General features: G+C 53.8%; 20 protein-coding genes, 1 pseudogene and 22 other annotated features. Of the genes and pseudogenes, 6 read left to right on the top strand and 15 right to left on the bottom strand.

The genetic code is table 11. The features are described 5' to 3' along the window. Positions 1-8 precede the first annotated feature (8 nt). Positions 9-14, top strand: a ribosome-binding site (putative RBS for yaeC; RegulonDB:STMS1H000611). The 4 genes from yaeC (at position 9) to proS (ending at position 3,892) form a co-directional block, all read left to right on the top strand. Continuing rightward, positions 9-836 (top strand): putative outer membrane lipoprotein gene (yaeC, locus tag STM0245; RefSeq protein ID NP_459249.1). Within the gene, positions 21-836 belong to an annotated coding region; the region does not span the whole gene. Its footprint overlaps the feature before it by 6 nt. Positions 837-943: 107 nt before the next feature. After that, positions 944-949: a ribosome-binding site (putative RBS for rcsF; RegulonDB:STMS1H000610), on the top strand. Further along, positions 944-1,359, top strand: a protein-coding gene (gene rcsF / locus STM0244) for a regulator in colanic acid synthesis (protein ID NP_459248.1). Within the gene, positions 955-1,359 belong to an annotated coding region; the region does not span the whole gene. (Overlaps the previous feature by 6 nt.) Next, positions 1,348-1,353, top strand: a ribosome-binding site (putative RBS for yaeB; RegulonDB:STMS1H000609). It overlaps the preceding gene by 6 nt. Beyond that, the gene (gene yaeB, locus STM0243) for a putative regulator (RefSeq protein NP_459247.1) occupies positions 1,348-2,063 on the top strand. Within the gene, positions 1,356-2,063 belong to an annotated coding region; the region does not span the whole gene. Before rcsF ends, yaeB begins: the two co-directional genes overlap by 12 nt. A 94-nt stretch (positions 2,064-2,157) precedes the next feature. Then, positions 2,158-2,163, top strand: a ribosome-binding site (putative RBS for proS; RegulonDB:STMS1H000608). Further along, positions 2,158-3,892 (top strand): proline tRNA synthetase gene (gene proS, locus STM0242; RefSeq protein ID NP_459246.1). Within the gene, positions 2,174-3,892 belong to an annotated coding region; the region does not span the whole gene. Its footprint overlaps the feature before it by 6 nt. Positions 3,893-3,965: 73 nt before the next feature. Here the strand turns inward: proS and cutF are convergent. From cutF to yaeQ, 3 genes and pseudogenes are all read right to left on the bottom strand, one after another. After that, positions 3,966-4,671: pseudogene (gene cutF, locus STM0241) on the bottom strand (pseudogene; frameshift relative to E. coli cutF (SW:CUTF_ECOLI); copper homeostasis protein). A gap of 31 nt (positions 4,672-4,702) precedes the next feature. Beyond that, the gene (gene yaeJ, locus STM0240; RefSeq protein ID NP_459245.1) for a putative-tRNA hydrolase domain protein occupies positions 4,703-5,140 on the bottom strand. Within the gene, positions 4,703-5,125 belong to an annotated coding region; the region does not span the whole gene. Further along, positions 5,122-5,680 (bottom strand): putative cytoplasmic protein gene (gene yaeQ / locus STM0239; RefSeq protein ID NP_459244.1). Within the gene, positions 5,122-5,667 belong to an annotated coding region; the region does not span the whole gene. Before yaeQ ends, yaeJ begins: the two co-directional genes overlap by 19 nt. Further along, positions 5,135-5,140, bottom strand: a ribosome-binding site (putative RBS for yaeJ; RegulonDB:STMS1H000606). Its footprint overlaps the gene before it by 6 nt. Then, positions 5,675-5,680 (bottom strand) — a ribosome-binding site (putative RBS for yaeQ; RegulonDB:STMS1H000605). Its footprint lies within the gene yaeQ. A 162-nt stretch (positions 5,681-5,842) precedes the next feature. Continuing rightward, positions 5,843-5,848 (top strand) — a ribosome-binding site (putative RBS for yaeP; RegulonDB:STMS1H000604). Between yaeQ and yaeP the strand changes: the two genes are divergently transcribed. After that, positions 5,843-6,065 (top strand): putative cytoplasmic protein gene (yaeP, locus tag STM0238; protein ID NP_459243.1). Within the gene, positions 5,847-6,065 belong to an annotated coding region; the region does not span the whole gene. Its footprint overlaps the feature before it by 6 nt. Continuing rightward, positions 6,039-6,044, top strand: a ribosome-binding site (putative RBS for rof; RegulonDB:STMS1H000603). Its footprint overlaps the gene before it by 6 nt. Further along, the gene (gene rof, locus STM0237; RefSeq protein ID NP_459242.1) for a modulator of Rho-dependent transcription termination occupies positions 6,039-6,312 on the top strand. Within the gene, positions 6,052-6,312 belong to an annotated coding region; the region does not span the whole gene. The genes yaeP and rof overlap by 27 nt, the downstream gene beginning before the upstream one ends. An 83-nt stretch (positions 6,313-6,395) precedes the next feature. On the opposite strand, the gene mesJ is transcribed toward rof, so the two are convergent. From mesJ to hlpA, 12 genes are all read right to left on the bottom strand, one after another. Continuing rightward, positions 6,396-7,695 (bottom strand): cell cycle protein gene (mesJ, locus tag STM0236; RefSeq protein NP_459241.1). Within the gene, positions 6,396-7,688 belong to an annotated coding region; the region does not span the whole gene. Then, positions 7,690-7,695 (bottom strand) — a ribosome-binding site (putative RBS for mesJ; RegulonDB:STMS1H000602). It overlaps the preceding gene by 6 nt. 55 nt (positions 7,696-7,750) lie before the next feature. Then, positions 7,751-8,151 (bottom strand): putative lactoylglutathione lyase gene (gene yaeR / locus STM0235; RefSeq protein ID NP_459240.1). Within the gene, positions 7,751-8,140 belong to an annotated coding region; the region does not span the whole gene. Further along, positions 8,146-8,151: a ribosome-binding site (putative RBS for yaeR; RegulonDB:STMS1H000601), on the bottom strand. Its footprint overlaps the gene before it by 6 nt. 44 nt (positions 8,152-8,195) lie before the next feature. Next, the gene (gene ldcC, locus STM0234) for a lysine decarboxylase 2, constitutive (RefSeq protein NP_459239.1) occupies positions 8,196-10,348 on the bottom strand. Within the gene, positions 8,196-10,337 belong to an annotated coding region; the region does not span the whole gene. Next, positions 10,343-10,348, bottom strand: a ribosome-binding site (putative RBS for ldcC; RegulonDB:STMS1H000600). It overlaps the preceding gene by 6 nt. Before the next feature lie 64 nt (positions 10,349-10,412). Then, positions 10,413-12,183 (bottom strand): putative endochitinase gene (locus tag STM0233; protein ID NP_459238.1). Within the gene, positions 10,413-12,176 belong to an annotated coding region; the region does not span the whole gene. Continuing rightward, positions 12,178-12,183, bottom strand: a ribosome-binding site (putative RBS for STM0233; RegulonDB:STMS1H000599). It overlaps the preceding gene by 6 nt. Positions 12,184-12,356: 173 nt before the next feature. Beyond that, positions 12,357-13,422, bottom strand: a protein-coding gene (gene accA / locus STM0232) for an acetylCoA carboxylase, carboxytransferase component, alpha subunit (protein ID NP_459237.1). Within the gene, positions 12,357-13,316 belong to an annotated coding region; the region does not span the whole gene. Continuing rightward, positions 13,321-13,326 (bottom strand) — a ribosome-binding site (putative RBS for accA; RegulonDB:STMS1H000598). (Overlaps the previous gene by 6 nt.) Next, the gene (gene dnaE / locus STM0231) for a DNA polymerase III, alpha subunit (RefSeq protein ID NP_459236.1) occupies positions 13,329-16,824 on the bottom strand. Within the gene, positions 13,329-16,811 belong to an annotated coding region; the region does not span the whole gene. The genes accA and dnaE overlap by 94 nt, the downstream gene beginning before the upstream one ends. Beyond that, positions 13,388-13,396 (bottom strand) — a -10 signal (putative -10_signal for accA; RegulonDB:STMLTH004537). (Overlaps the previous gene by 9 nt.) Then, positions 13,414-13,422: a -35 signal (putative -35_signal for accA; RegulonDB:STMLTH004537), on the bottom strand. After that, positions 16,819-16,824, bottom strand: a ribosome-binding site (putative RBS for dnaE; RegulonDB:STMS1H000597). Positions 16,825-16,834: 10 nt before the next feature. Further along, positions 16,835-17,445, bottom strand: a protein-coding gene (gene rnhB, locus STM0230; RefSeq protein NP_459235.1) for an RNAse HII. Within the gene, positions 16,835-17,431 belong to an annotated coding region; the region does not span the whole gene. Beyond that, the gene (lpxB, locus tag STM0229) for a tetraacyldisaccharide-1-P (RefSeq protein NP_459234.1) occupies positions 17,428-18,592 on the bottom strand. Within the gene, positions 17,428-18,576 belong to an annotated coding region; the region does not span the whole gene. Before lpxB ends, rnhB begins: the two co-directional genes overlap by 18 nt. Continuing rightward, positions 17,440-17,445, bottom strand: a ribosome-binding site (putative RBS for rnhB; RegulonDB:STMS1H000596). It overlaps the preceding gene by 6 nt. Next, positions 18,576-19,376 (bottom strand): UDP-N-acetylglucosamine acetyltransferase gene (gene lpxA, locus STM0228; protein NP_459233.1). Within the gene, positions 18,576-19,364 belong to an annotated coding region; the region does not span the whole gene. Before lpxA ends, lpxB begins: the two co-directional genes overlap by 17 nt. Continuing rightward, positions 18,587-18,592, bottom strand: a ribosome-binding site (putative RBS for lpxB; RegulonDB:STMS1H000595). Its footprint overlaps the gene before it by 6 nt. Then, positions 19,368-19,836, bottom strand: a protein-coding gene (gene fabZ / locus STM0227; protein ID NP_459232.1) for a (3R)-hydroxymyristol acyl carrier protein dehydratase. Within the gene, positions 19,368-19,823 belong to an annotated coding region; the region does not span the whole gene. The genes lpxA and fabZ overlap by 9 nt, the downstream gene beginning before the upstream one ends. Then, positions 19,371-19,376: a ribosome-binding site (putative RBS for lpxA; RegulonDB:STMS1H000594), on the bottom strand. (Overlaps the previous gene by 6 nt.) After that, positions 19,831-19,836: a ribosome-binding site (putative RBS for fabZ; RegulonDB:STMS1H000593), on the bottom strand. It lies within the gene fabZ. A gap of 92 nt (positions 19,837-19,928) precedes the next feature. After that, positions 19,929-20,969, bottom strand: a protein-coding gene (lpxD, locus tag STM0226) for a UDP-3-O-(3-hydroxymyristoyl)-glucosamine n-acyltransferase (RefSeq protein NP_459231.1). Within the gene, positions 19,929-20,954 belong to an annotated coding region; the region does not span the whole gene. Further along, the gene (gene hlpA / locus STM0225; RefSeq protein NP_459230.1) for a histone-like protein, located in outer membrane occupies positions 20,958-21,455 on the bottom strand. Within the gene, positions 20,958-21,443 belong to an annotated coding region; the region does not span the whole gene. Before hlpA ends, lpxD begins: the two co-directional genes overlap by 12 nt. Further along, positions 20,964-20,969, bottom strand: a ribosome-binding site (putative RBS for lpxD; RegulonDB:STMS1H000592). (Overlaps the previous gene by 6 nt.) After that, positions 21,450-21,455 (bottom strand) — a ribosome-binding site (putative RBS for hlpA; RegulonDB:STMS1H000591). It lies within the gene hlpA. Positions 21,456-21,499 lie beyond the last annotated feature (44 nt).

The raw sequence follows: 21,499 nt of genomic DNA, 5'->3' as shown, positions 1-21,499 counted from the left end.
TACTCATTAAGGAAATAAGCATGGCGTTCAAATTCAAAACCTTTGCGGCAGTGGGTGCTCTGATTGGTTCTCTGGCACTTGCGGGTTGCGGTCAGGATGAAAAAGATCCAAATCATATTAAAGTCGGCGTAATCGTTGGCGCAGAGCAGCAAGTTGCCGAAGTCGCGCAGAAAGTCGCGAAAGAAAAATACGGCCTGGACGTGGAATTGGTGACCTTTAATGATTATGTTCTGCCTAATGAAGCGCTGAGCAAAGGCGATATCGATGCCAATGCCTTCCAGCACAAACCGTATCTGGATCAGCAAATCAAAGATCGCGGTTACAAACTGGTTTCCGTTGGTAAGACTTTTGTCTATCCCATTGCAGGATATTCCAAAAAAATCAAATCCCTGGATGAGCTCAAGGACGGTTCCCAGGTCGCTGTGCCTAACGACCCGACCAACCTTGGTCGTTCCCTGCTGCTGCTGCAAAAAGTAGGGCTGATTAAACTGAAAGACGGCGTCGGTCTGCTTCCTACCTCGCTGGATATCGTGGAAAACCCGAAAAATCTGAAAATTGTTGAGCTGGAAGCGCCGCAGTTGCCGCGTTCGCTGGATGACGCGCAGATCGCGCTAGCGGTCATCAATACGACATACGCCAGCCAGATTGGCCTGACGCCAGCGAAAGACGGTATCTTTGTTGAAGATAAAGATTCTCCGTACGTTAACCTGATCGTGACGCGTGAAGATAACAAAGACGCCGAGAATGTGAAAAAATTCGTTCAGGCTTATCAGTCTGATGAAGTGTACGAAGCCGCAAATAAAGTTTTTAATGGCGGCGCGGTGAAAGGCTGGTAAGTTTTAGGCTGATTCCACAATCTGTAATATTATTCAGGACGGGCTATTGCCCGTCTTGTCATTTATGCAAGCTCCTGATTCAATATCTGGCAATTAGAACATTCATTGAGGAAATATTATGCGTGCTTTACCGATCTGTTTATTGGCACTCATGCTGGGCGGTTGTTCCATGCTAAGCAGATCCCCTGTTGAACCCGTTCAAAGCACCGCAACCCCGCCAAAAGCGGAGCCGGAGAAACCTAAAGCGCCGCGTGCCGCTCCCGTCAGGATTTACACCAATGCTGAAGACTTAGTCGGCAAACCTTTCCGAGATCTTGGCGAGGTTAGCGGCGAATCCTGCCAGGCGACAAATCAAGACTCTCCGCCTAACATTCCAACTGCGCGCAAGCGTATGCAGATTAATGCATCTAAAATGAAAGCCAACGCCGTCCTGCTGCACAGCTGTGAAATTACCAGCGGCACGCCAGGCTGCTATCGTCAGGCGGTTTGTATCGGGTCCGCCCTGAATATTTCGGCGAAATGAGCAGCTTTCAGTTTGAACAAATCGGCGTTATTCGCTCCCCCTATAAAGAAAAATTCGCCGTTCCGCGCCAGCCTGGTCTGGTCAAAAGCGCCTGCGGCGAACTGCATCTGATAGCGCCTTACAACCAGGCCGATGCCGTTCGCGGCCTGGAAGCGTTCAGCCATTTGTGGGTGCTTTTCGTTTTTCATCAGACGATGGACGGCGGCTGGCGGCCGACAGTTCGTCCGCCCCGTCTTGGCGGTAACGCCAGAATGGGCGTTTTTGCCACGCGCTCCACGTTCCGCCCCAATCCGATTGGCATGTCGCTCGTTGCGCTAAAAGGTATCGAGTGCCGGAAAGAGAGCGTAATTCTGAAATTAGGCAGTCTGGATCTGGTGGATGGCACGCCGGTGGTGGATATTAAACCGTATTTACCGTTTGCCGAGGCCTTACCGGACGCCGCCGCCAGCTATGCGCAACAGGCGCCGATAGCTGAAATGCCCGTGAGTTTTACCGCTGAGGTGGCTCAACAGCTTACGACGCTGGAAAGGCGTTATCCGCAGCTACGGACATTTATTTGCGATGTGCTGGCGCAAGATCCTCGCCCGGCTTATCGTAAGGGTGAAGAGACGGGCAAAACCTATGCCGTCTGGCTGCATGATTTTAACGTGCGCTGGCGTGTGGTTAACTCGGGATTTGAAGTGTTTGCGCTGGAACCACGGTAATTTCACGCCCTTCTCTTTTGACATCTCTTGCACGCTGGTAAACTAAATCACTTTTTTTGTATCAGGCTCACATTGAGCCTGTTCGATCGTTCAACTGGAACCGTAACAACATGCGTACTAGCCAATACCTGCTCTCCACTCTGAAGGAGACACCTGCCGACGCCGAGGTTATCAGCCACCAGCTGATGCTGCGCGCCGGGATGATCCGCAAGCTCGCCTCCGGGTTATATACCTGGCTGCCGACCGGCCTGCGCGTCCTGAAAAAAGTCGAAAACATCGTGCGTGAAGAGATGAACAACGCCGGTGCTATCGAGGTGTCGATGCCAGTCGTTCAGCCAGCCGACCTGTGGCAAGAGAGTGGTCGTTGGGAACAGTACGGTCCGGAACTGCTGCGTTTTGTCGACCGTGGCGAGCGTCCGTTCGTACTCGGCCCGACCCACGAAGAAGTTATCACCGACCTGGTGCGTAATGAACTCAGCTCTTATAAGCAGTTGCCGCTGAACTTCTTCCAAATCCAGACCAAATTCCGTGATGAAGTGCGTCCGCGCTTTGGCGTGATGCGTTCGCGCGAATTCCTGATGAAAGATGCTTACTCTTTCCACACCTCTCAGGAGTCGTTGCAGGAAACCTATGACGCCATGTACGCCGCGTATAGCCGTATCTTCAGCCGTATGGGGCTGGATTTCCGCGCGGTACAGGCCGATACCGGTTCTATCGGCGGCAACGCCTCGCATGAATTCCAGGTGCTGGCGCAAAGCGGCGAAGACGATATCGTTTTCTCTGATGTTTCTGATTACGCGGCTAACATTGAACTGGCAGAAGCTATCGCGCCGCAAACGCCGCGCGCAGCGGCGACGCAGGAAATGACTCTGGTCGATACGCCAAATGCCAAAACCATCGCGGAGCTGGTGGAACAATTCAACCTGCCAATTGAAAAAACGGTAAAAACGCTGCTGGTGAAAGCGGTGAAAGACAGCAAGTCTCCGCTGGTGGCTCTGCTGGTTCGCGGCGATCATGAACTGAATGAAGTTAAAGCGGAAAAACTGCCGCACGTTGCCAGCCCGCTGACCTTCGCTACCGAAGAAGAGATTCGCGCCGTAATTAATGCCGGCCCTGGCTCCCTCGGCCCGGTCAATATGCCGATTCCGGTCATCATCGATCGTACCGTTGCCGCCATGAGCGATTTTGCCGCTGGCGCCAACATCGACGGTAAACACTACTTTGGTATTAACTGGGATCGCGATGTGGCGACGCCTGTTGTTGCCGACATCCGTAACGTAGTCGCCGGCGATCCGAGTCCGGATGGTCAGGGAACGTTGCTTATCAAACGCGGTATCGAAGTGGGTCACATCTTCCAGTTAGGTACCAAGTACTCAGAAGCGCTGAAAGCCTCCGTTCAGGGTGAAGATGGCCGTAACCAGATCCTGACAATGGGCTGCTACGGTATCGGCGTAACACGTGTCGTTGCCGCTGCTATCGAGCAGAACTTTGACGAGCGCGGCATTGTATGGCCTGACGCCATTGCGCCTTTCCAGGTCGCTATTCTGCCGATGAATATGCACAAATCCTTCCGTGTGCAGGAGCTGGCGGAAAAGCTGTACAGCGAATTGCGCGCGCAGGGCATTGAAGTGCTGATGGACGACCGTAAAGAGCGCCCGGGCGTGATGTTTGCCGATATGGAGCTGATTGGTATTCCACATACTATCGTGATTGGCGATCGCAACCTGGATAACGACGATATTGAGTATAAATACCGTCGTAGCGGTGAAAAATCGCTGATTAAAACCGGCGATATCGTTGATTATCTGGTCAAGGCGATTAAGGGCTAAACGACATTTTGTTGGGGTTGCCCGGCGCCATCCGGCAGATATGTAAAGGCCTCGCACCCTGCGAGGCCTTTTATTAGTGAGTGCAATCTTTACCCGGCGCAAACTTCGCATTTTTATCGGCTATTAGCGTTTTTACCGGCTCGCCCGTGTCCGGGTTCGCGGCAAACACAAAATGCCCTTCTACCGTCAGCAGCACCGGTTTTTCCGCTTCACCTTTCGCCGCCAGATAGCCGCGCTCAAGCTGGGCGTTACTGGCGACCGGCAGCCGTTTTCCGGTCGCGCAATCGGTAAAGGTCGCCGCATCGGCCCTGTATACATACATACATACCACGCAGCGGCATTGGCGTTACCGGCAGGCTGGCGGTAACAGGCACCAGCGTATAATTAAGCTGCGAAGCCACCGGATTGCCTTCTCTGTCGAGCATCTCCAGCGCATTGCCCTTCGCGCGATAATACGATTTCTCGCCATTGCTGTCGGTTAACACCAGTTTATCCGCCGTCCGCGCCCAGGTACCGTATGACGCAAAAGAGGAAGGTTCTTCGCGCACGCCCTGATAGCGCTCGTTCATCACCCATGTGCCGTCTTTTTCCAGAAATAGTGACGTTTCAATACCTTCACAATCCGCACAGGGCAGCACGCCGCGCCAGCTTTGCTGCATGGGTTTTAATTCCGCCGCCTGCGCAGGTTGCAGGGCGTCAACTTCCGCACGGTTATTACACCCTATCAATGCAAATAGCGTACAGGCTGCCGCTACTGACAATATTGCTGTTCTCACCATAAAATCCTTATGAAATTGCTATTCCTGCCCGTCAATCCAGTGGACGACGAACTTTGCCGCGAAGCGCCTTTACAGAAGATTTTTGCGCCTTTGAGGACAAACGGCGCTCTTTCGAGGCACGCGTCGGACGGGTTGCGCGACGGCTTTTCTGCTCCGCGGTTAATTCTTTTATGACGGCAACCAGCCTGGCGATAGCCGCTTCCCGGTTGAGCTCCTGGCTCCGGAACTCCTGCGCCTTAATGATAATGACGCCATCATCGCTTATCAGATGGTGGCTGGCCGTCAGCAAACGCTGTTTATAATACTCTGGCAGGCCAGAGGCCCGAATGTCAAAGCGCAAATGAATCGCGCTAGAGGTCTTATTTACGTGCTGACCACCCGCGCCCTGCGCACGAATGGCCGTAATTTCCAGCTCATTATCGGCTATGGAGACCGTCCGGGAGATGGCAATCATGAGGGCTGTTGCCAGGCGGTTAGCTGTATTTCCAGATTATTCCGAGCATCAGAAAGCCAGATTGCGCCGTCCTGAATCGTCGCCTGTAGCGTCATGGTACGATCGGCAAATTCACTGAGCTGCGCCAGCTGCCCGTCATCCAGATACCAGACGGACAGGTTAGCGAACTGCGCGCACTTGCTTTGATGCTGCTGCCACCAGATTTGCGCCGCCCGGGAGTTATAAGCAAAGAGCGCGACATCGCTCGCCTGAGTACAGGCTTTCTTAATACGGCGCTCATCCGGCAGCCCCAGCTCTATCCAGAGATCGATGCCCAGATGATCGTTGCGCAGCCAGGCCTCCGGCTCATCTTCCGCGCTGAGCCCACGTGTAAACTGCAACCGTTCATCAGCATATTTTATCCATGCCAACAGGCGCAGCATCATGCGCTCCTGCGTTTCAGAAGGGTGACGCGCCAGCGTCAATGCCGCATCCAGAAACCGGTTGCGATCAAGGTCAGCCACATTGACGACGGCTTTATAAATTGTCGCTTTAAGCGCCATGAGAAAACTCCTTTCGAATCAGGCGCCCATTGTAGCGAAAACCGCGCTAAAAGGCTGTTAACGAATCTTTTACCCACTCGCGTCAGGCGCTGATATTGCGCAAATGAGTATGGTATAGTCACCTTGCTAAACAAGATTTAACTTCGTAGGCTTAGACTTGCATCCACGGTTAAGTCAGAATGCTGACAGGAGGGCATGTGGAAAAATATTGTGAGTTAGTACGCAAGCGGTATGCGGAAATCGCCAGCGGAGACTTAGGGTATGTCCCGGATGCGCTGGGTTGTGTATTGAAAGTGCTTAATGAAGTGGCGGCAGATAGCGCCCTTTCAGAGTCGGTCAGGGAAAAGGCAGCTTATGCTGCCGCGAACTTACTGGTGAGCGATTATGTCAATGAATGAAACGTATCAACCCATTAATTGCGATGACTACGATAGTCTTGAGCTTGCCTGCATGCATCATTTAATACTGACGCTAACGTTAAAAGATGGCGAGGTTTTGCAGGCAAAAGCGAACGATTTGATCTTACGTAAAAACGTAGAATATCTGCTTGCCGAAGTTTCCGGCGAGTCTTGTGAACTTCGTCTCGATAAAATCGCCAGTTTCAGCCACCCGGAAATTGGTACCGTGGTAGTTAGCGAATCCTGAGTATTTTGTTGCCGGATGGTGGTGCAAGCACCTTATCCGGCCTACGTTCCATGCGATACGTAGGCCTGATAAGCGCAGCGCCATCAGGCATGCCAAACCAGACTCACCCCTTCTTTATCTTCTGCTGCTCCCTCACGCGTCACAAAAACACCCGCAGCCGCAATCAGCGTTTCGCCGTAAAACAACAGCGGCGTGGTATCTCGTCGCCAGGGCGGGATCCCCTGCTCCTGCCAGATTTTCTTTAATTTACGTCCACCGTTACGCCCGACAATATGTAACACGCCTGGCGCTTTAAAACGAATGCTGACGGATTCTTCCTCTCGCGGTCGGCGCAGTTCGCCACCAGGAACGAGCTGTACCGTCCCTAAGCCGGCAGGCAGCGCCAGCGGTGTTTGCCAGACGGGCCAGGCGACCGTCGTTTCGTGTTGTCCGGCCACGGATTTAATCCACCACAGTTGCGACTGGTAACGGCGAATCTCGTGATCGCCAAAGCGTAAACAGGGAGAGGCATCGTCGCGCGCCAGCGCCACCTCCTGCCAGATACGTTCCAGCGCGTCGCGAGAGGGCATCGGCGCATTACGCATCGCCAGCCAGCGACGCAAAATCGCCGCCCGCCGTACATCGCTCATCGACATTAATGGAGAGAGCCGCAATGTTCCCTCCGCCGTGATACAGTCAGTAAGATCGCTGGCCAGAAGCTCGTCCAGCAGCCTTTCTTGCTCGGCGCAGAGCGTCGCACTACGGGCTACCGCCGCAGGAAAATGCGGCCAGCGCTGCTGTAAGAGCGGAAGCGCGCGCAGGCGTAAAAAATTGCGATCGTAGGCGTCATCCTGATTGCTTTCATCTTCAATCCAGCATAAGCCATGACGCACAGCCCACTGTTCCAGCGTCTTCCGCGTTTCTCTCAACAGCGGGCGAAGAAGCAGAGTTCCGGCAAAAGGCGAGCGTTCTCCCATCGCGGAAAGTCCGGCCGGACCGCTGCCGCGCTTTAACGCCAGCAGAAACGTTTCACACTGATCGTCAAGGTGCTGCGCGGTTGCCAGCACTTCGCCAGGCAATAGCGTCTGTGCGAACGCCCGGTAGCGCGCTTCACGCGCATGGGCCTCGATACCCAGGCCATTATCCGCCAGCGTCACCCGCTCCACTACCAGCGGAACCTGCCAGCGTTCGCATACGGTTTCGCAATGCCGCACCCAGCTATCAGCATGAGGGCTTAAACCGTGATGAATATGGATAGCACGCAGCGTGACGTCAGGATGGCGTTCTCGCCACAACACCAGTTGATGCAACAGCACCGTAGAATCCAGGCCGCCGCTAAAGGCAGCCAGAATACGGCGAGAAGAGAGTAACGAGGTATTCAACGTGAGAGTGGTCATGATCCATGCTTATAGTGACTTAGCCCGGCAACGTTACCTGGCGAGCGTCTTAATGACAAGCCTTACTGCTCATACAGCTCAAGCGGTAAACCGTCCGGATCGTTGAAAAAAGTAAAGCGCTTCCCGGTATACGGATCGATGCGTATCGGTTCGCACTTAACCTGATGCTTTTCCAGATGCGCAACGGCGTTTTCCACATTTTCCACGCTGAAAGCCAGATGGCGCAGGCCGCAGGCTTCAGGTCGGCTTGGACGCGCCGGAGGGAAGGGAAAAGAGAAAAGCTCAATCACATACTGCCCGTTTAGCGCCAAATCGCCCTTCCACGAGTCACGCTCTTCCCGCCAGACTTCGCTTAGCAGATCGAACCCCAGAATATCGCAATAAAACGCCTTGCTCACCGCATAGTCTGTCGCAATGATCGCGATGTGATGAACCTGTTTTAATCCCAGCATAGCGTCTCCTTTATTGATTATCAGTACGTTACTCGTCACATTCCCGTCAGGCAAGCTAGCAGGCGTGTTTTAAGACTCGTACCTGGTACACCCCGTCTTCATTCCGTTTCGCGCCGTGAATATCCGTTTCAAAACCGGGATAATGCTGGCCAATCGAGCAGAGCATCAGCAGAAAATCGAGCACGGCCCGACTCTGTTGCGTGATCCTCTCGCCGGGCATCAACAGCGGAACGCCTGGCGGATAAGGCAGGATCATATTCGCGGAAACGCGCCCTGGCAGTTGATCGAGCGCCACGGTTTCCACCTCACCTTTGATCTGACGCTGCCAGGCCTGGTGCGGGGTCATGATCATCTCCGGTAAAACCTCGAACGCCCGCAGCATCAGCCCCGGAAGATCGTGCTGGCGGATCAGTTTATGGATCCCCTGCGCCAGATCCTGAATGCGCATATTGCGATAAAAATCCGGATCTTCCGCATACAGATCCGGCAACATATTTTTGACGCGCAGGTTAAGATCGTAGGCGCGTTTAAATTCCGTCAGTCCGCGCAGCAGCCCCATCGCACGGGTCTTATCAATCCCTATGCTGAACAAAAACAGCAGATTATACGGCCCGGTTTTTTCCACCACCACGCCTCGCTCATCAAGGAACTTCGCCACCAGCGCGGCGGGTATCCCCTCTTCGCTCATGTTGCCCTGTTCATCCATCCCCGGCGTCAGGATTGTCACCTTAACCGGATCGAGGAACATATGATCGTCATCGGCATCGGTGAAGCCATGCCAGGTTTCTCCCGGCGTGACCGGCCAGCATTCGGCCTCATCAACCTCTTCCGGCTGCCAGATATCAAAGAACCAGCTATCGGACTCTTCACGTAGCCGCTGTACCTCTTTACGAAAATGGAGCGCCCGTTCCACCGAACGATTAATCAATCTTTTCCCTGGATTGCCGCGCAGCATCGCCGCTGCGGTCTCGATAGAGGCGACAATGGGATAGCTCGGCGATGTGGAAGTGTGCATCATAAACGCTTCGTTAAACGTCTCTTCGTCATATTCCCCTTTGATATGAATAAGCGACGCCTGCGAAAAAGCCGCCAGCATTTTATGGGTGGATTGCGTTTCGAAAATCACTTTTCCGGGCACCCGATCGCCGCTCATCCCGCTTTTCCCCTGGTAGATCGGATGGAAATGGGTATAGGGTACCCAGGCGGAATCAAAATGGATCGAGGGAACGTCCAGCATTTGCTTGATCCAGTTAGTGTTATACAGCAGACCATCGTAAGTCGAATTGGTGATAACCGCATGCACCGGCCATTGCGCCTGAGGGGTCTCCTCTATCTTGCTTTCGATGCTTGCACGGGTAAATTCCCTTCGGGGAATACCGCCGAGAATGCCGAGCGCATTGCGCGTCGGCTTCAACCAGAGAGGCACCACATCGCTCATCATCAGCAAATGCGCCAGCGATTTATGACAATTACGATCAATAAGTAGCGTACTTCCCGCAGGCGCGGCATACATACCGACAATTTTATTCGAGGTCGACGTACCGTTCGTCACCATATAGCTCTGCTCGGCGCCAAAAGTACGGGCGATATACTCTTCCGCTTCCAGATGCGGCCCGGTGTGATCCAGCAGCGATCCCAGTTCAGTCACCGAAATCGACACATCAGCTTTTAAGGTATTGCCGCCAAAAAAGTCATAAAACAGGCAGCCTGGCGGGCTTTTCTGATACGCCGTTCCCGCCATATGACCCGGCGTACAAAAGGTATATTTTCCTTCTTTGGCGTAGGTAAAAAGCGCTTTGGTAAACGGCGGCGTAATATTATCGAGATATTCGTTTGTATATTGATGAATGCGCGTCGCGATATCTTCAGCCAGCCCCAATGCATACTCAAAAAACCACAGCGCCATGCGCATATCGTGAACGCTAACGTCCAGCGTGGAGTTGGTATTGATAAAGGCGTAGAGAGGAAGGTATTCATTTAGCTGGTTGATTTCGCTACAAAGGTCGAGACTGTATTCATCCCAGTCAAAAATAACGCCGCAGATGCGCGGGTTATGTTCAATAAACTTCAACAAGTCAACGCTATTTTGCGGCCAGATAATTTGAAATCCCAGGGATTGTAATGCACGCTCAAGCTCCTTGATGGGTTCATCTTTATAATAAACCCCGTGCGGCCCCATAATGGCGATGATGTTCATGCTTTCTCCTGAAAAAACCTGAGATAAGCATAGTAACAATCCTGCCGATGCAAAGCACCGACAGGATTTATCTTATTACAATGCGTTCCATGCATCGGCCCAGGCAATCCCTACGCCGGGCTCATAGTAGGCAGGCGCAACATTACACCATGAGCCTTCCGGGAACGGTTTGCACTGGTACAATGCGCCATTACTGTTGACGATGTCGCCCGGATTCCATTTCTGGCTGCTGCTCCAGGCAGGGTAGCTGGTGGTCTTATCTTCGTCATCCGCAGCGGCGGCCTTCGCTTTCACATTCAGCGTATAAACCGCTGTACTGGAGAGCGTACCGTCGCTAACGGTCAGATTCACCACATACTGGGTGTTCTGAGTGACATCCGGCGCGTTGAAAATCACAACGGCTTTATCCTGGCCGCTCAGCGTTTTGCCATCCTGCGACATCCAGGTATAGGTGAGCTTGTCGCCATTCGCGTCGGTCGATCCTTCCGCGCTGAGTGAAACCGGGCTACCGGCTTCCACCGCCCCGACCGGTCCGGCAATGCGCGCGACTGGCGCCACGTTTTCATCCGTCACTGGCGCCGGAGTTGGCGTGACATCCGGTTCAGTGGTTCCGTTATCATCGACGACATTAACGTTGAAATAATGCTGTACACATTTCGTGTAGTCGCCCTCTTTAAAGGCGGTATACGGCGTCTGATATCCCACTAACTGGCAGGAATAGGTTTTACCGTCCGCAGTATCGGCGCTCCAGCCCCAGTCTTGTTCCCAATAGATCGGTAACGCGCCAGCGCCGCCTTCATCGAACTGCTTCATCTTTTTACAGCCCAACACTTCGTCCGCCGGCACCGGCACTTTCAGGTAGTTGGCAAACTCTTTGTAGTAGGCGATGCGGTTAAGCGACTGCGCATTCTCATCTGCGCCGCCGCACTCCACGCCGCCATTGATGATCTGAATAGTGACGCCGAAACCTGATACCAGGCCGTTTGCTTTATCGCGATCGTTTGGCTGCCAGGTACCGTCAATCACATGTAGCATAGACGGCTTCGGCGGCTGCGGATACACAAAGAAGAAGACGGCGCTCGCCAGGTTCATCCAGGTATCCGCCACCAGCTCGGGTTTATCCAGCAGAGGGCGAACGTCGCCATACATCGCGTCAGAGAAAGGCCCATAGTTGTAGTTATAAGAAAGCTGTTTTGCCCCGCGGCCAAAATAGCTGAGGAAATCGCCGTCCTTATCTTTACCGCACGGCCAGGTCTGGCCCTGCCATACATCCGGGTTACATTCGCCGTTGTAGCCGCCTTTCTGCCCTTCTGTCCAGCCGACTTCGCGCAGATAGACCAGCGCCTGACGCCATTCCGGAATGTCACGCCAGCTTTCGTGACCGCCCGTCTCCTGGGCAAAATGCGCAAACATAGTAGCCAGGGTTTTACGGCAGATAGCGTCGCTATCGCGTCCATCGGTGTAGGTACCACAAACCGCCGGGAATTTACCTATCGCTTTCAGGAAGTTAGAGTAAGTATATTCCGGCGCGCGCATCGGGAACAGATAATCCCAGTCGGCCTCTTTCAGAATACTTTCAACGCGTTTTACGTTTGCCGGGTTAGCGGCGCGCCCCGGTTCGATTTGTTCGACCGCGCTGTTATCCAACGTCTGAATAGAGGATTTCACGGCCTCCATTAACGGAAAATCCGTTAGCGCTTTCTCTTTCGCCGCCAGATCGCTGGCGTTAATGGTCATTGGCTCACTACTGCTAAGCAGCGGCGCGGCCTGCGCACCGGATAAGCTCAACATGATCCCTGCCGCTACGGCGCTGAGCGCCAGTGTTTTTTGCAATCCCATAATTTTCTCCTTGAAGGGTAGTTCACTGCCTGCCCTGGCCACACGCCTGGCAGTTGATACAGTGTCAGGGAGAACATGCCGTTGCGTTTAATCACATCAACTCATCGGCGTCTCATTTTTCCTCGACCAAAAAAAAGAGGCCGGATTATCCGGCCTCTTGGGGAAAAATGAGGTAAATGATTAGGCGTAACCGTAGCTCATCAAACGCTGGTAACGACGGTTTTTTAAATCATCGGTGCTTAACACATCGAGATCGGCTAAATCTTCCAGCAGCTGCGCTTTTAGCGATGCCGCCATCGCTTCCGGATTACGGTGCGCGCCGCCCAGCGGCTCCGGAATGATGGAATCGATTAGCTTCAGCTCTTTCAGACGCGGCGCGATGATGCCCATCGCTTCAGCAGCCAATGGTGCTTTGTCGGCGCTCTTCCACAAAATAGAGGCGCAACCTTCCGGGGAGATAACGGAATAGGTGCTGTATTGCAGCATATTCACTTTATCACCCACGCCAATCGCCAATGCGCCGCCGGAGCCGCCTTCGCCAATCACGGTGCAGATGACCGGTACGTTCAGACGAGACATCTCACGCAGGTTGCGGGCGATGGCTTCAGACTGACCACGCTCTTCCGCGCCCACGCCAGGGTATGCACCCGGGGTGTCGATGAAGGTGATAATCGGCATGTTGAAGCGTTCAGCCATTTCCATCAGGCGCAGCGCTTTGCGGTAGCCTTCCGGCGCTGGCATGCCAAAGTTACGACGAATTTTTTCTTTGGTTTCACGACCTTTCTGATGACCAATGATCATCACCGGTCGCCCTTCCAGACGCGCGATACCGCCGACGATGGCTTTGTCATCAGCATAGGCGCGATCGCCCGCCAGCTCATCAAACTCATCAAACGCCAGACGGACATAATCCAGGGTGTACGGACGCTGCGGATGGCGCGCCAGTTGGGCTACCTGCCATGCGCCGAGATCGGCGAAGATTTTGCGCGTCAGTTCTACGCTTTTTTCGCGCAGGCGATGGACTTCTTCATCGATATTAATATCCAGTTTCTCATCCTGGCGGCTTACCGCAGTCAGAGAATCGATTTTCGCTTCCAGCTCTGCTATCGGCTGTTCAAAATCAAGGAAATTCAGACTCATAGTATTCCTGTATTAGTCAAACTCCAGTTCCACCTGCTCCGAACCAATGAGGCCACGCAGATCGTTAAGTAAACGATCGCTCGGAGAGACACGCCACGTTGCGCCAAAACGCAGCCGCGCACGCGCATCCGCCCTCTGATAGTAGAGATGTACTGGAATGGTCCCCGAGCGGTGGGGTTCCAGAGACTGACGGAGTCGGTTTAAAAGCTGGTCATCAATTTGCCTGTCCGTCAGCGAGATAGCAAGCCCGCGAGCGTATTTTTCGCGAGCTTCGTCAATATCCATCACTTCGCGGGCGGTCATTTTAAGCCCCCCGCTGAAGTCATCAAAGCTGACCTGTCCGCTGACGATAAGTATGCGGTCTTTTTCCAGCAACTGCTGGTATTTATCCAGCGCGTCGGTAAATAACATCACTTCCAGACGCCCGGAACGGTCATCCAGCGTACAGATGCCGATACGATTGCCGCGCTTGGTGACCATAACCCTTGCGGCAATCACGAGCCCCGCAGCCGTGGTGACTTTACCACGTTCTGTCGGATGCATGTCTTTGAGCCTTACCCCGCCGACATAGCGCTCAATTTCTTTTAAATACTGATTGATAGGGTGGCCCGTCAGGTACAGCCCCAACGTTTCACGTTCCCCATCTAACACCACCTGCTCCGGCCACGGCTGGCAGCTGGCATAGGATTGTTCGATTTGCTCCGGCTCTTCCGCCAGCACGCCGAACATATCCGTCTGACCGATAGCTTCCGCTTTGGCGTGCTGGTCGGCGGCTTTCAGCGCATCGCCCAATGAGTTCATCAGCGCGGCGCGGTGCGGCCCCAGGCGGTCGAACGCCCCGGACATGATCAGCTTTTCCAGCACCCGGCGGTTGAGCTTTTTGGTGTCGGTCCGCGCGCACAGATCAAACAGCTCGCGGAAATAGCCGCCCTGATTACGCGCGTCGATGATCGCTTCGATCGGACCTTCGCCGACGCCTTTGATCGCGCCAATACCGTAGACGATCTCGCCCTCATCATTAACGTGGAAATGGTACAACCCGGAGTTAATATCCGGCGGCAGAATTTTCAGTCCCATCCGCCAGCACTCGTCCACCAGGCCGACGACCTTCTCGGTGTTGTCCATATCGGCAGTCATCACCGCCGCCATAAACTCTGCCGGATAGTGCGCCTTTAGCCATAGCGTCTGGTAAGAAACCAGCGCATAAGCGGCGGAGTGCGATTTGTTAAACCCGTAACCGGCGAATTTCTCCACCAGGTCAAAGATTTTCATCGCCAGTTCGCCGTCGATACCGTTCTTTTTCGCGCCTTCTTCAAAAACGGAACGCTGTTTGGCCATCTCCTCCGGCTTTTTCTTACCCATCGCACGACGCAGCATATCCGCGCCGCCGAGAGTATACCCGGAAAGTACCTGGGCAATCTGCATCACCTGTTCCTGATACAGAATGATGCCGTAGGTCGGCTCCAGTACCGGCTTCAGGCTTTCATGCTGCCACTGAACGTCCGGGTAAGAGAGTTCTTCACGACCGTGCTTACGGTCGATGAAGTTATCTACCATCCCTGACTGCAACGGGCCGGGACGGAACAGGGCCACCAGCGCGATCATATCTTCAAAGCAGTCCGGCTGCAGACGTTTGATCAGATCTTTCATGCCGCGCGATTCAAGCTGGAAGACCGCCGTGGTTTCCGAGCGCTGCAGCATGTCGAAGCTTTTTTTATCGTCCAGCGGAATGGCAGCGATATCCAGCGGTGGCTCGCCATTCTTCGCCCGCCGCTTGTTGATCATCTCCAGCGCCCAGTTGATGATAGTCAGCGTACGCAAACCGAGGAAGTCGAACTTCACCAGCCCGGCATATTCCACGTCGCTTTTATCAAACTGGGTAACCGGATGCTTGCCCTCTTCATCGCAGTACAGCGGCGCAAAGTCGGTAATTTTGGTCGGCGCGATGACCACGCCGCCAGCGTGCTTACCGGCGTTACGCGTGACGCCTTCGAGCTTACGCGCCATATCGATCAGCGCTCTGACCTCTTCATCCGCCTCGTAAATTTCCGGCAGTTGCGGTTCCGCTTCAAAGGCTTTTGCCAGCGTCATGCCCGGATCGGGCGGCACCAGCTTCGAGATACGATCGACAAAACCGTACGGATGCCCCAGCACGCGGCCCACATCGCGGATAACGGCTTTCGCCGCCATCGTACCGAAGGTGATAATTTGCGATACCGCATCACGCCCGTACATATCTGCGACGTGTTCAATCACCTGGTCGCGTTTCTCCATACAGAAGTCAACGTCGAAGTCAGGCATCGAGACACGTTCCGGGTTCAGGAAACGTTCGAACAGCAGGTCAAATTCCAGCGGATCAAGGTCGGTAATTTTCAGCGCGTAGGCCACCAGCGAACCAGCCCCGGAACCACGTCCCGGCCCTACCGGCACGCCGTTATCTTTTGACCACTGGATAAACTCCATCACGATGAGGAAGTAGCCAGGGAACCCCATCTGGTTGATAACCTGTAGTTCAATATCCAGACGCTCGTCATATTCCGGGCGACGCTTTTTGCGCTCTTCTTCGTCCGGAAACAGGAAAGCCAGACGCTCTTCCAGCCCCTCTTTCGCTTTTTTGACCAGATAATCTTCGGTGGTCATATCGCCGGTCGGGAACTGCGGCAAGAAATATTCACCCAGACGCACCGTTACGTTGCAGCGTTTGGCAATCTCCACCGTATTTTCCAGCGCCTCCGGAATATCGGAGAACAGCTCGCACATTTCTTCTTCACTGCGCATATACTGCTGCGGTGAATAATTGCGTGGACGTTTAGGATCGTCGAGCGTGAAACCGTCGTGGATCGCGACACGAATCTCATGGGCGTCAAAATCATCGCTTTCAAGAAAACGGACATCGTTTGTCGCGACAACCGGCAAACCACGTGCCTCAGCCAGCTCAACCGCAGCATGGAGATAGGTCTCTTCATCCTGTCTGCCGGTACGGATCAGTTCCAGGAAGTAGCGATCGGGAAAATGCGCTTCATAGAAAGCAACGCACTCCTCCACCAGCGCCTGGTTGCCGCGTAGCAGACAGCGGCCTACGTCGCCCATGCGCCCGCCGGAAAGCAGGATCAAACCTTCTTTAAGCTCTACCAGCCAGTCGCGCTCGATAATCGGGCCTGCCGCGCCGTAGCCGCGCTGATACGCTTTCGAGATCAGCAACGTCAAGTTCTGGTATCCCGTATTATTCGCCGCCAGTACCGTCAGATGAGTCAGCTCATCTCCCAGCAGTTCGTTGTGAACGTTAAAGTCCGCCCCGACGATGGGTTTAATGCCCGCGCCATGACCCGCTCCGTAGAACTTCACCAGACCGCAGAGGTTGGTAAAATCGGTGATCGCCAGCGCAGGCATACCTAATGAGGCCGCCTTTTTCACCAGCGGCCCGGTCTTCGCCAGCCCATCGATCATAGAGTAGTCGCTGTGCACCCGCAGGTGAACGAAACGTGGTTCAGACATCTTCAGATTTCTCGATACAAGAATCAGGACACAAGTCCCAGAGCGCGTTTAACAGGCGCAAAACTGCGTCGGTGGTGCGCCGTCGCGCCATACTGGGCCAACTTTTCCAGATGAAAAGCGGTTGGATAGCCTTTGTGCTGCGCAAAGCCATACTGAGGAAAAACGATATCCAGCGCCGCCATTTCTGCGTCGCGGGTGACTTTCGCCAGAATAGACGCCGCGCTAATCTCCGCCACGCGGCTGTCGCCTTTCACCACGGCCATTGACGGCACAGGCAGCTCCGGACAGCGATTGCCGTCGATCAGCACATATTCTGGCGCAATATGCAGACCAGCGACAGCGCGCTGCATGGCGAGCATGGTGGCGTGCAAAATATTCAGCTCATCAATTTCATGCGCTTCCGCGCGCCCCAGACTCCAGCTTAACGCCTTTTCTTTAATCTCGTCATACAATGACAGACGACGCTTTTCAGACAATTTTTTGGAATCATTCAGACCGACGATCGGACGCGCCGGATCGAGGATCACGGCGGCGGTCACTACGGCGCCCACCAGCGGGCCACGGCCCACTTCATCCACACCCGCCACTAAATGGGTGTGTGGATAAACAAATTCGATCATTGTGCTAACTCCAGGACGGCATCTGCCGCCTGCTCATCGGCATTACAGCGGATCTGCTGATGCAATTCACGGAAGGTGTCGTGCATCGCATGGCTGGTTTTACCGTTCGCCAGTAGCGGCAACAGCGCTTCGGCGAGTTTTTGCGGTTCGCACTCTTCCTGCAACAGCTCTTTGACTAATTCTCTTCCCGCCAGCAGGTTAGGCAAAGACACATACTCCGTTTTCACCAGACGTTTCGCCAGCCAGAAAGTGAAGGGCTTCATACGATATCCCACTACCATCGGGCATTTTGCCAGCATACACTCCAGTGCCGCCGTACCCGAGGCCAGCAGAGCCGCGTCGCTGGCGATCATCGCCTCGCGCGCCATGCCGTCCAGCAAATGAACGGCGAGATCCGGCGCAACCTCCGCTTTAATTTTTTCAAACTGCTCGCGGCGTTTCGCGTTCACCAGCGGCACTACCACTTCCAGATCGGGATAGCGCTGTCGCAGCAATTGTGCGGTTTTCAGGAAATCGGCGCTGAGCATTTCCACTTCCGCGCCACGGCTGCCTGGCAGTAGCGCCAGACAATGGGCGTCATGCGGGATACCCAGCACGTCGCGCGCCGCATTTTTATCCGGGTCCAGCGGCATGGCATCCGCCATGGTGTGACCGATAAAGCGGCACGGGACGTTAAATTTATCGTAAAACGCTTTTTCGAAAGGCAGAAAAGCCAACACCATATGGGTGGATCTGCCTATTTTGAAAACGCGTTTCTGTCGCCAGGCCCAAACGGACGGGCTGACATAATGAATGGTCTTAATCCCTTTTTTTTTCAGATTACCTTCGAGGGTAATATTGAAATCAGGGGCATCAATCCCGACAAAGACATCGGGCTTGAGTTCGGTAAAACGGCGGGTCAGATCGGCGCGGATATGCAACAAACGGCGTAAACGTCCGAGCACTTCAACAATGCCCATGACCGCCAGCTCTTCCATCTCGTACCAGGCTTCACACCCTTCGGCCTGCATACGCGGCCCCGCAACGCCCACAAAACGGGCGTTGGGTACGCGCGCTTTCAGCGCACGAATTAAGCCTGCGCCAAGAATATCGCCGGACGTTTCACCGGCGACCAGGGCAATCGTTAAAGGACGCTGTGCCGCCATTAACGAATCGGACCGCGCGTTGAACGCTCAAAGAACTCGGTAAACGCCTTCACTTCCGGATGCTTTTCAGCAAGTTCAGCGATTTCCAGCTTCGCTTCGTCGAGCGTTTTACCACTGCGGTACAACAGTTTGTAGGCATTACGAATCGCCACCAGCCCTTCACGGCTAAAGCCGCGACGCTTCAGCCCTTCGATATTTACCCCGAACGGCGTCGCATGGTTACCCTGCGCAATCACATACGGAGGGACATCCTGCGCCACGCCGGAGCAGCCGCCGACCATCACATGCGCACCGATAATGCAGAATTGATGAACTGCCGTCATACCGCCGATGATCGCAAAATCATCGACTGATACGTGCCCCGCCAGCGTGGCGTTGTTGGCGAGGATACAGCGATTACCTACCGTACAATCATGTGCGACATGCGCATTGATCATCAGCAGGTTATCGCTACCCACCTTCGTCAACCCACCGCCCTGCACTGTACCACGATGAATGGTGACGCTTTCGCGGATGCGGTTACGATCGCCAATTTCCACACGGGTCGGCTCACCCGCATATTTCAGATCCTGGTTCACTTCACCGATGGAGGCAAACTGATAAATCTCGTTGTCGCGGCCGATTTTGGTTTGACCATTCACGACCACATGAGACTTCAGTACGGTTCCCTCACCAATTTCGACCTGCGGCCCAACAATACAAAAGGGACCAATGTGGGCATTAGCGCCAATTACAGCGCCGTCTTCCACAATGGCGGTAGGATGAATAAAGGCGGATTTATCAATCACGAATCAGGCCTCCCGGCTACGAGCACACATCATGGTTGCTTCGCACACGACTTTACCGTCGACCAGCGCAACCCCTTTAAAGCGGGTCAGGCCACGGCGCGTTTTCTCGAAAGTGACTTCCATGATCATCTGATCGCCTGGCACCACCGGACGCTTAAAGCGCGCTTCATCAATACCCGCGAAATAATACAGTTCGCCAGGTTCCAGTTTACCAACGCTTTTAAACGCCAGAATACCGGTTGCCTGCGCCATCGCTTCCAGAATCAGCACGCCTGGCAAAATCGGTTTGCCCGGGAAATGCCCCTGGAAAAACGGCTCGTTGACGGAGACATTTTTCACCGCACGCAGAAAACGACCTTCTTCAAAGTCCAGCACGCGATCGACCAGTAAAAACGGAAAACGGTGCGGCAGAAGCTCTAAAATCTCTTCAATCTGCAGAGTATGAGTGTTAGTAGTCAAAATACTCTTCCTGTCCAAATATACAAAAAGGCAATAATAACACGGCCTGCCGCAATCGTATGAATGTGACAGGCCGGAAAAGAATGGCAACTACAAGGCGGAACGTTAGTCTTGTTGATTAACCTTGCGCTCAATCGCTTTGAGACGCTTGCTCATATCATCAATGTTCATCACCAGTGCAGCAGTTTTACGCCATACTTTGTTGGGTTGCAGCGGAATGCCTGAGGAGTAGACGCCCGGTTCCGTGATGGGACGCATCACCATACCCATGCCAGTTACCGTGACTTTGTCGCATATTTCCATATGCCCATTGATCACGCTGGCGCCGCCAATCATGCAGTAACGGCCAATCTTCAGGCTACCCGCCATAATGACGCCACCGGCAACTGCCGTATTGTCGCCAATCACGACGTTATGTGCAATCTGGCACTGATTATCAATAATCACGCCATTGCCAATAACAGTATCATCCAACGCGCCACGGTCAATGGTGGTACAAGCGCCGATCTCGACACGATCGCCAATAATGACCCGGCCCAGTTGTGGGATCTTCACCCAGTTGCCACGATCGTTAGCGTAGCCAAAACCGTCCGCGCCGATCACCGTACTGGACTGGATCAGGCAATTCTCACCGATCTGAATGTCGTGGTAAATCGTTACGTTCGCCCACAAGCGTGAACCCGCCCCGATTTTGCTATTTTTTCCGACGAAACAGCCTGCGCCGATAACCACGTTATCGCCCAGTTGTACGCCAGATTCAATCACCGCATTCGCGCCGACTGAAACATTGCTACCCAGCGTTGCCGTCGCATCAATCACGGCGCTTGGCGCGATATTCTGCGCGGGCTGCGGCGTAGTATCTAAAATTTGCGCCATGCGCGCGTAGGTCAGGTAGGGATTTTTAACTACCAGCGCCGCACTCTTAGCAAAAGGAAGATCGTCCTGCGTCATGACAACCGCAGAAGCCTGGCATAAACCTAAGTGTTCACGGTACTTAGGATTCACCATAAACGTAATGTGGCCTGTTGTTGCAGATTGCATGGACGCAACGCCGGTGATGACGATATCGCCATCACCGTGTAATTCTGCATCCAACTGTTCTGCTAAGTCAGCCAGTCGAATTGAAGGCATTACTTATTTAACCTGTTTCAGTACGTCAGCGGTGATGTCTTTCACATCGCTGCTGTTGTAAGCAACGGTGTTTGCGTCTACCACCAGATCGATACTCTGGTCGTTAGCCACTTTTTTCACCGCAGTCTGGATACGAGTCACCAGTTTGTTGCGTTCTTCGTTGGAACGACGAGCGCGATCTTTCTCAAAAGCCTGCGCTTTTTGTGCGAAAGTCTGGCGCTGAGACATCACGTCTTTTTCCAGCTTAGTACGATCGCTACCTGCTTTCATGGATTGCAGACGCTGCATTTTAGATTGCAGATCGGTTTCCATTTTTTGCAGTTCAGCCGCACGGCCTTTAAATTCGTTTTCCAGTGTATTGGATACACCCGTCTTCTGCGCAACCTGTTGGAACAGATTACCCATGTTGACGATTGCAATTTTGTCAGCAGCCTGTGCGGACGTTACCATCGCCAAACCAAGACCTGCAGCTAATAACCACTTTTTCACAATAAACTCCTTACCATCCCATTTGCACCCGAAGGTACAGCTCTTTGCGTGGCCTG

Source organism: Salmonella enterica subsp. enterica serovar Typhimurium str. LT2, from assembly GCF_000006945.2.
Taxonomy (GTDB): Bacteria; Pseudomonadota; Gammaproteobacteria; order Enterobacterales; family Enterobacteriaceae; genus Salmonella; species Salmonella enterica.
Note: the sequence above shows the minus strand (reverse complement) of the source record. Positions and strands in the feature narration are given on the sequence as shown.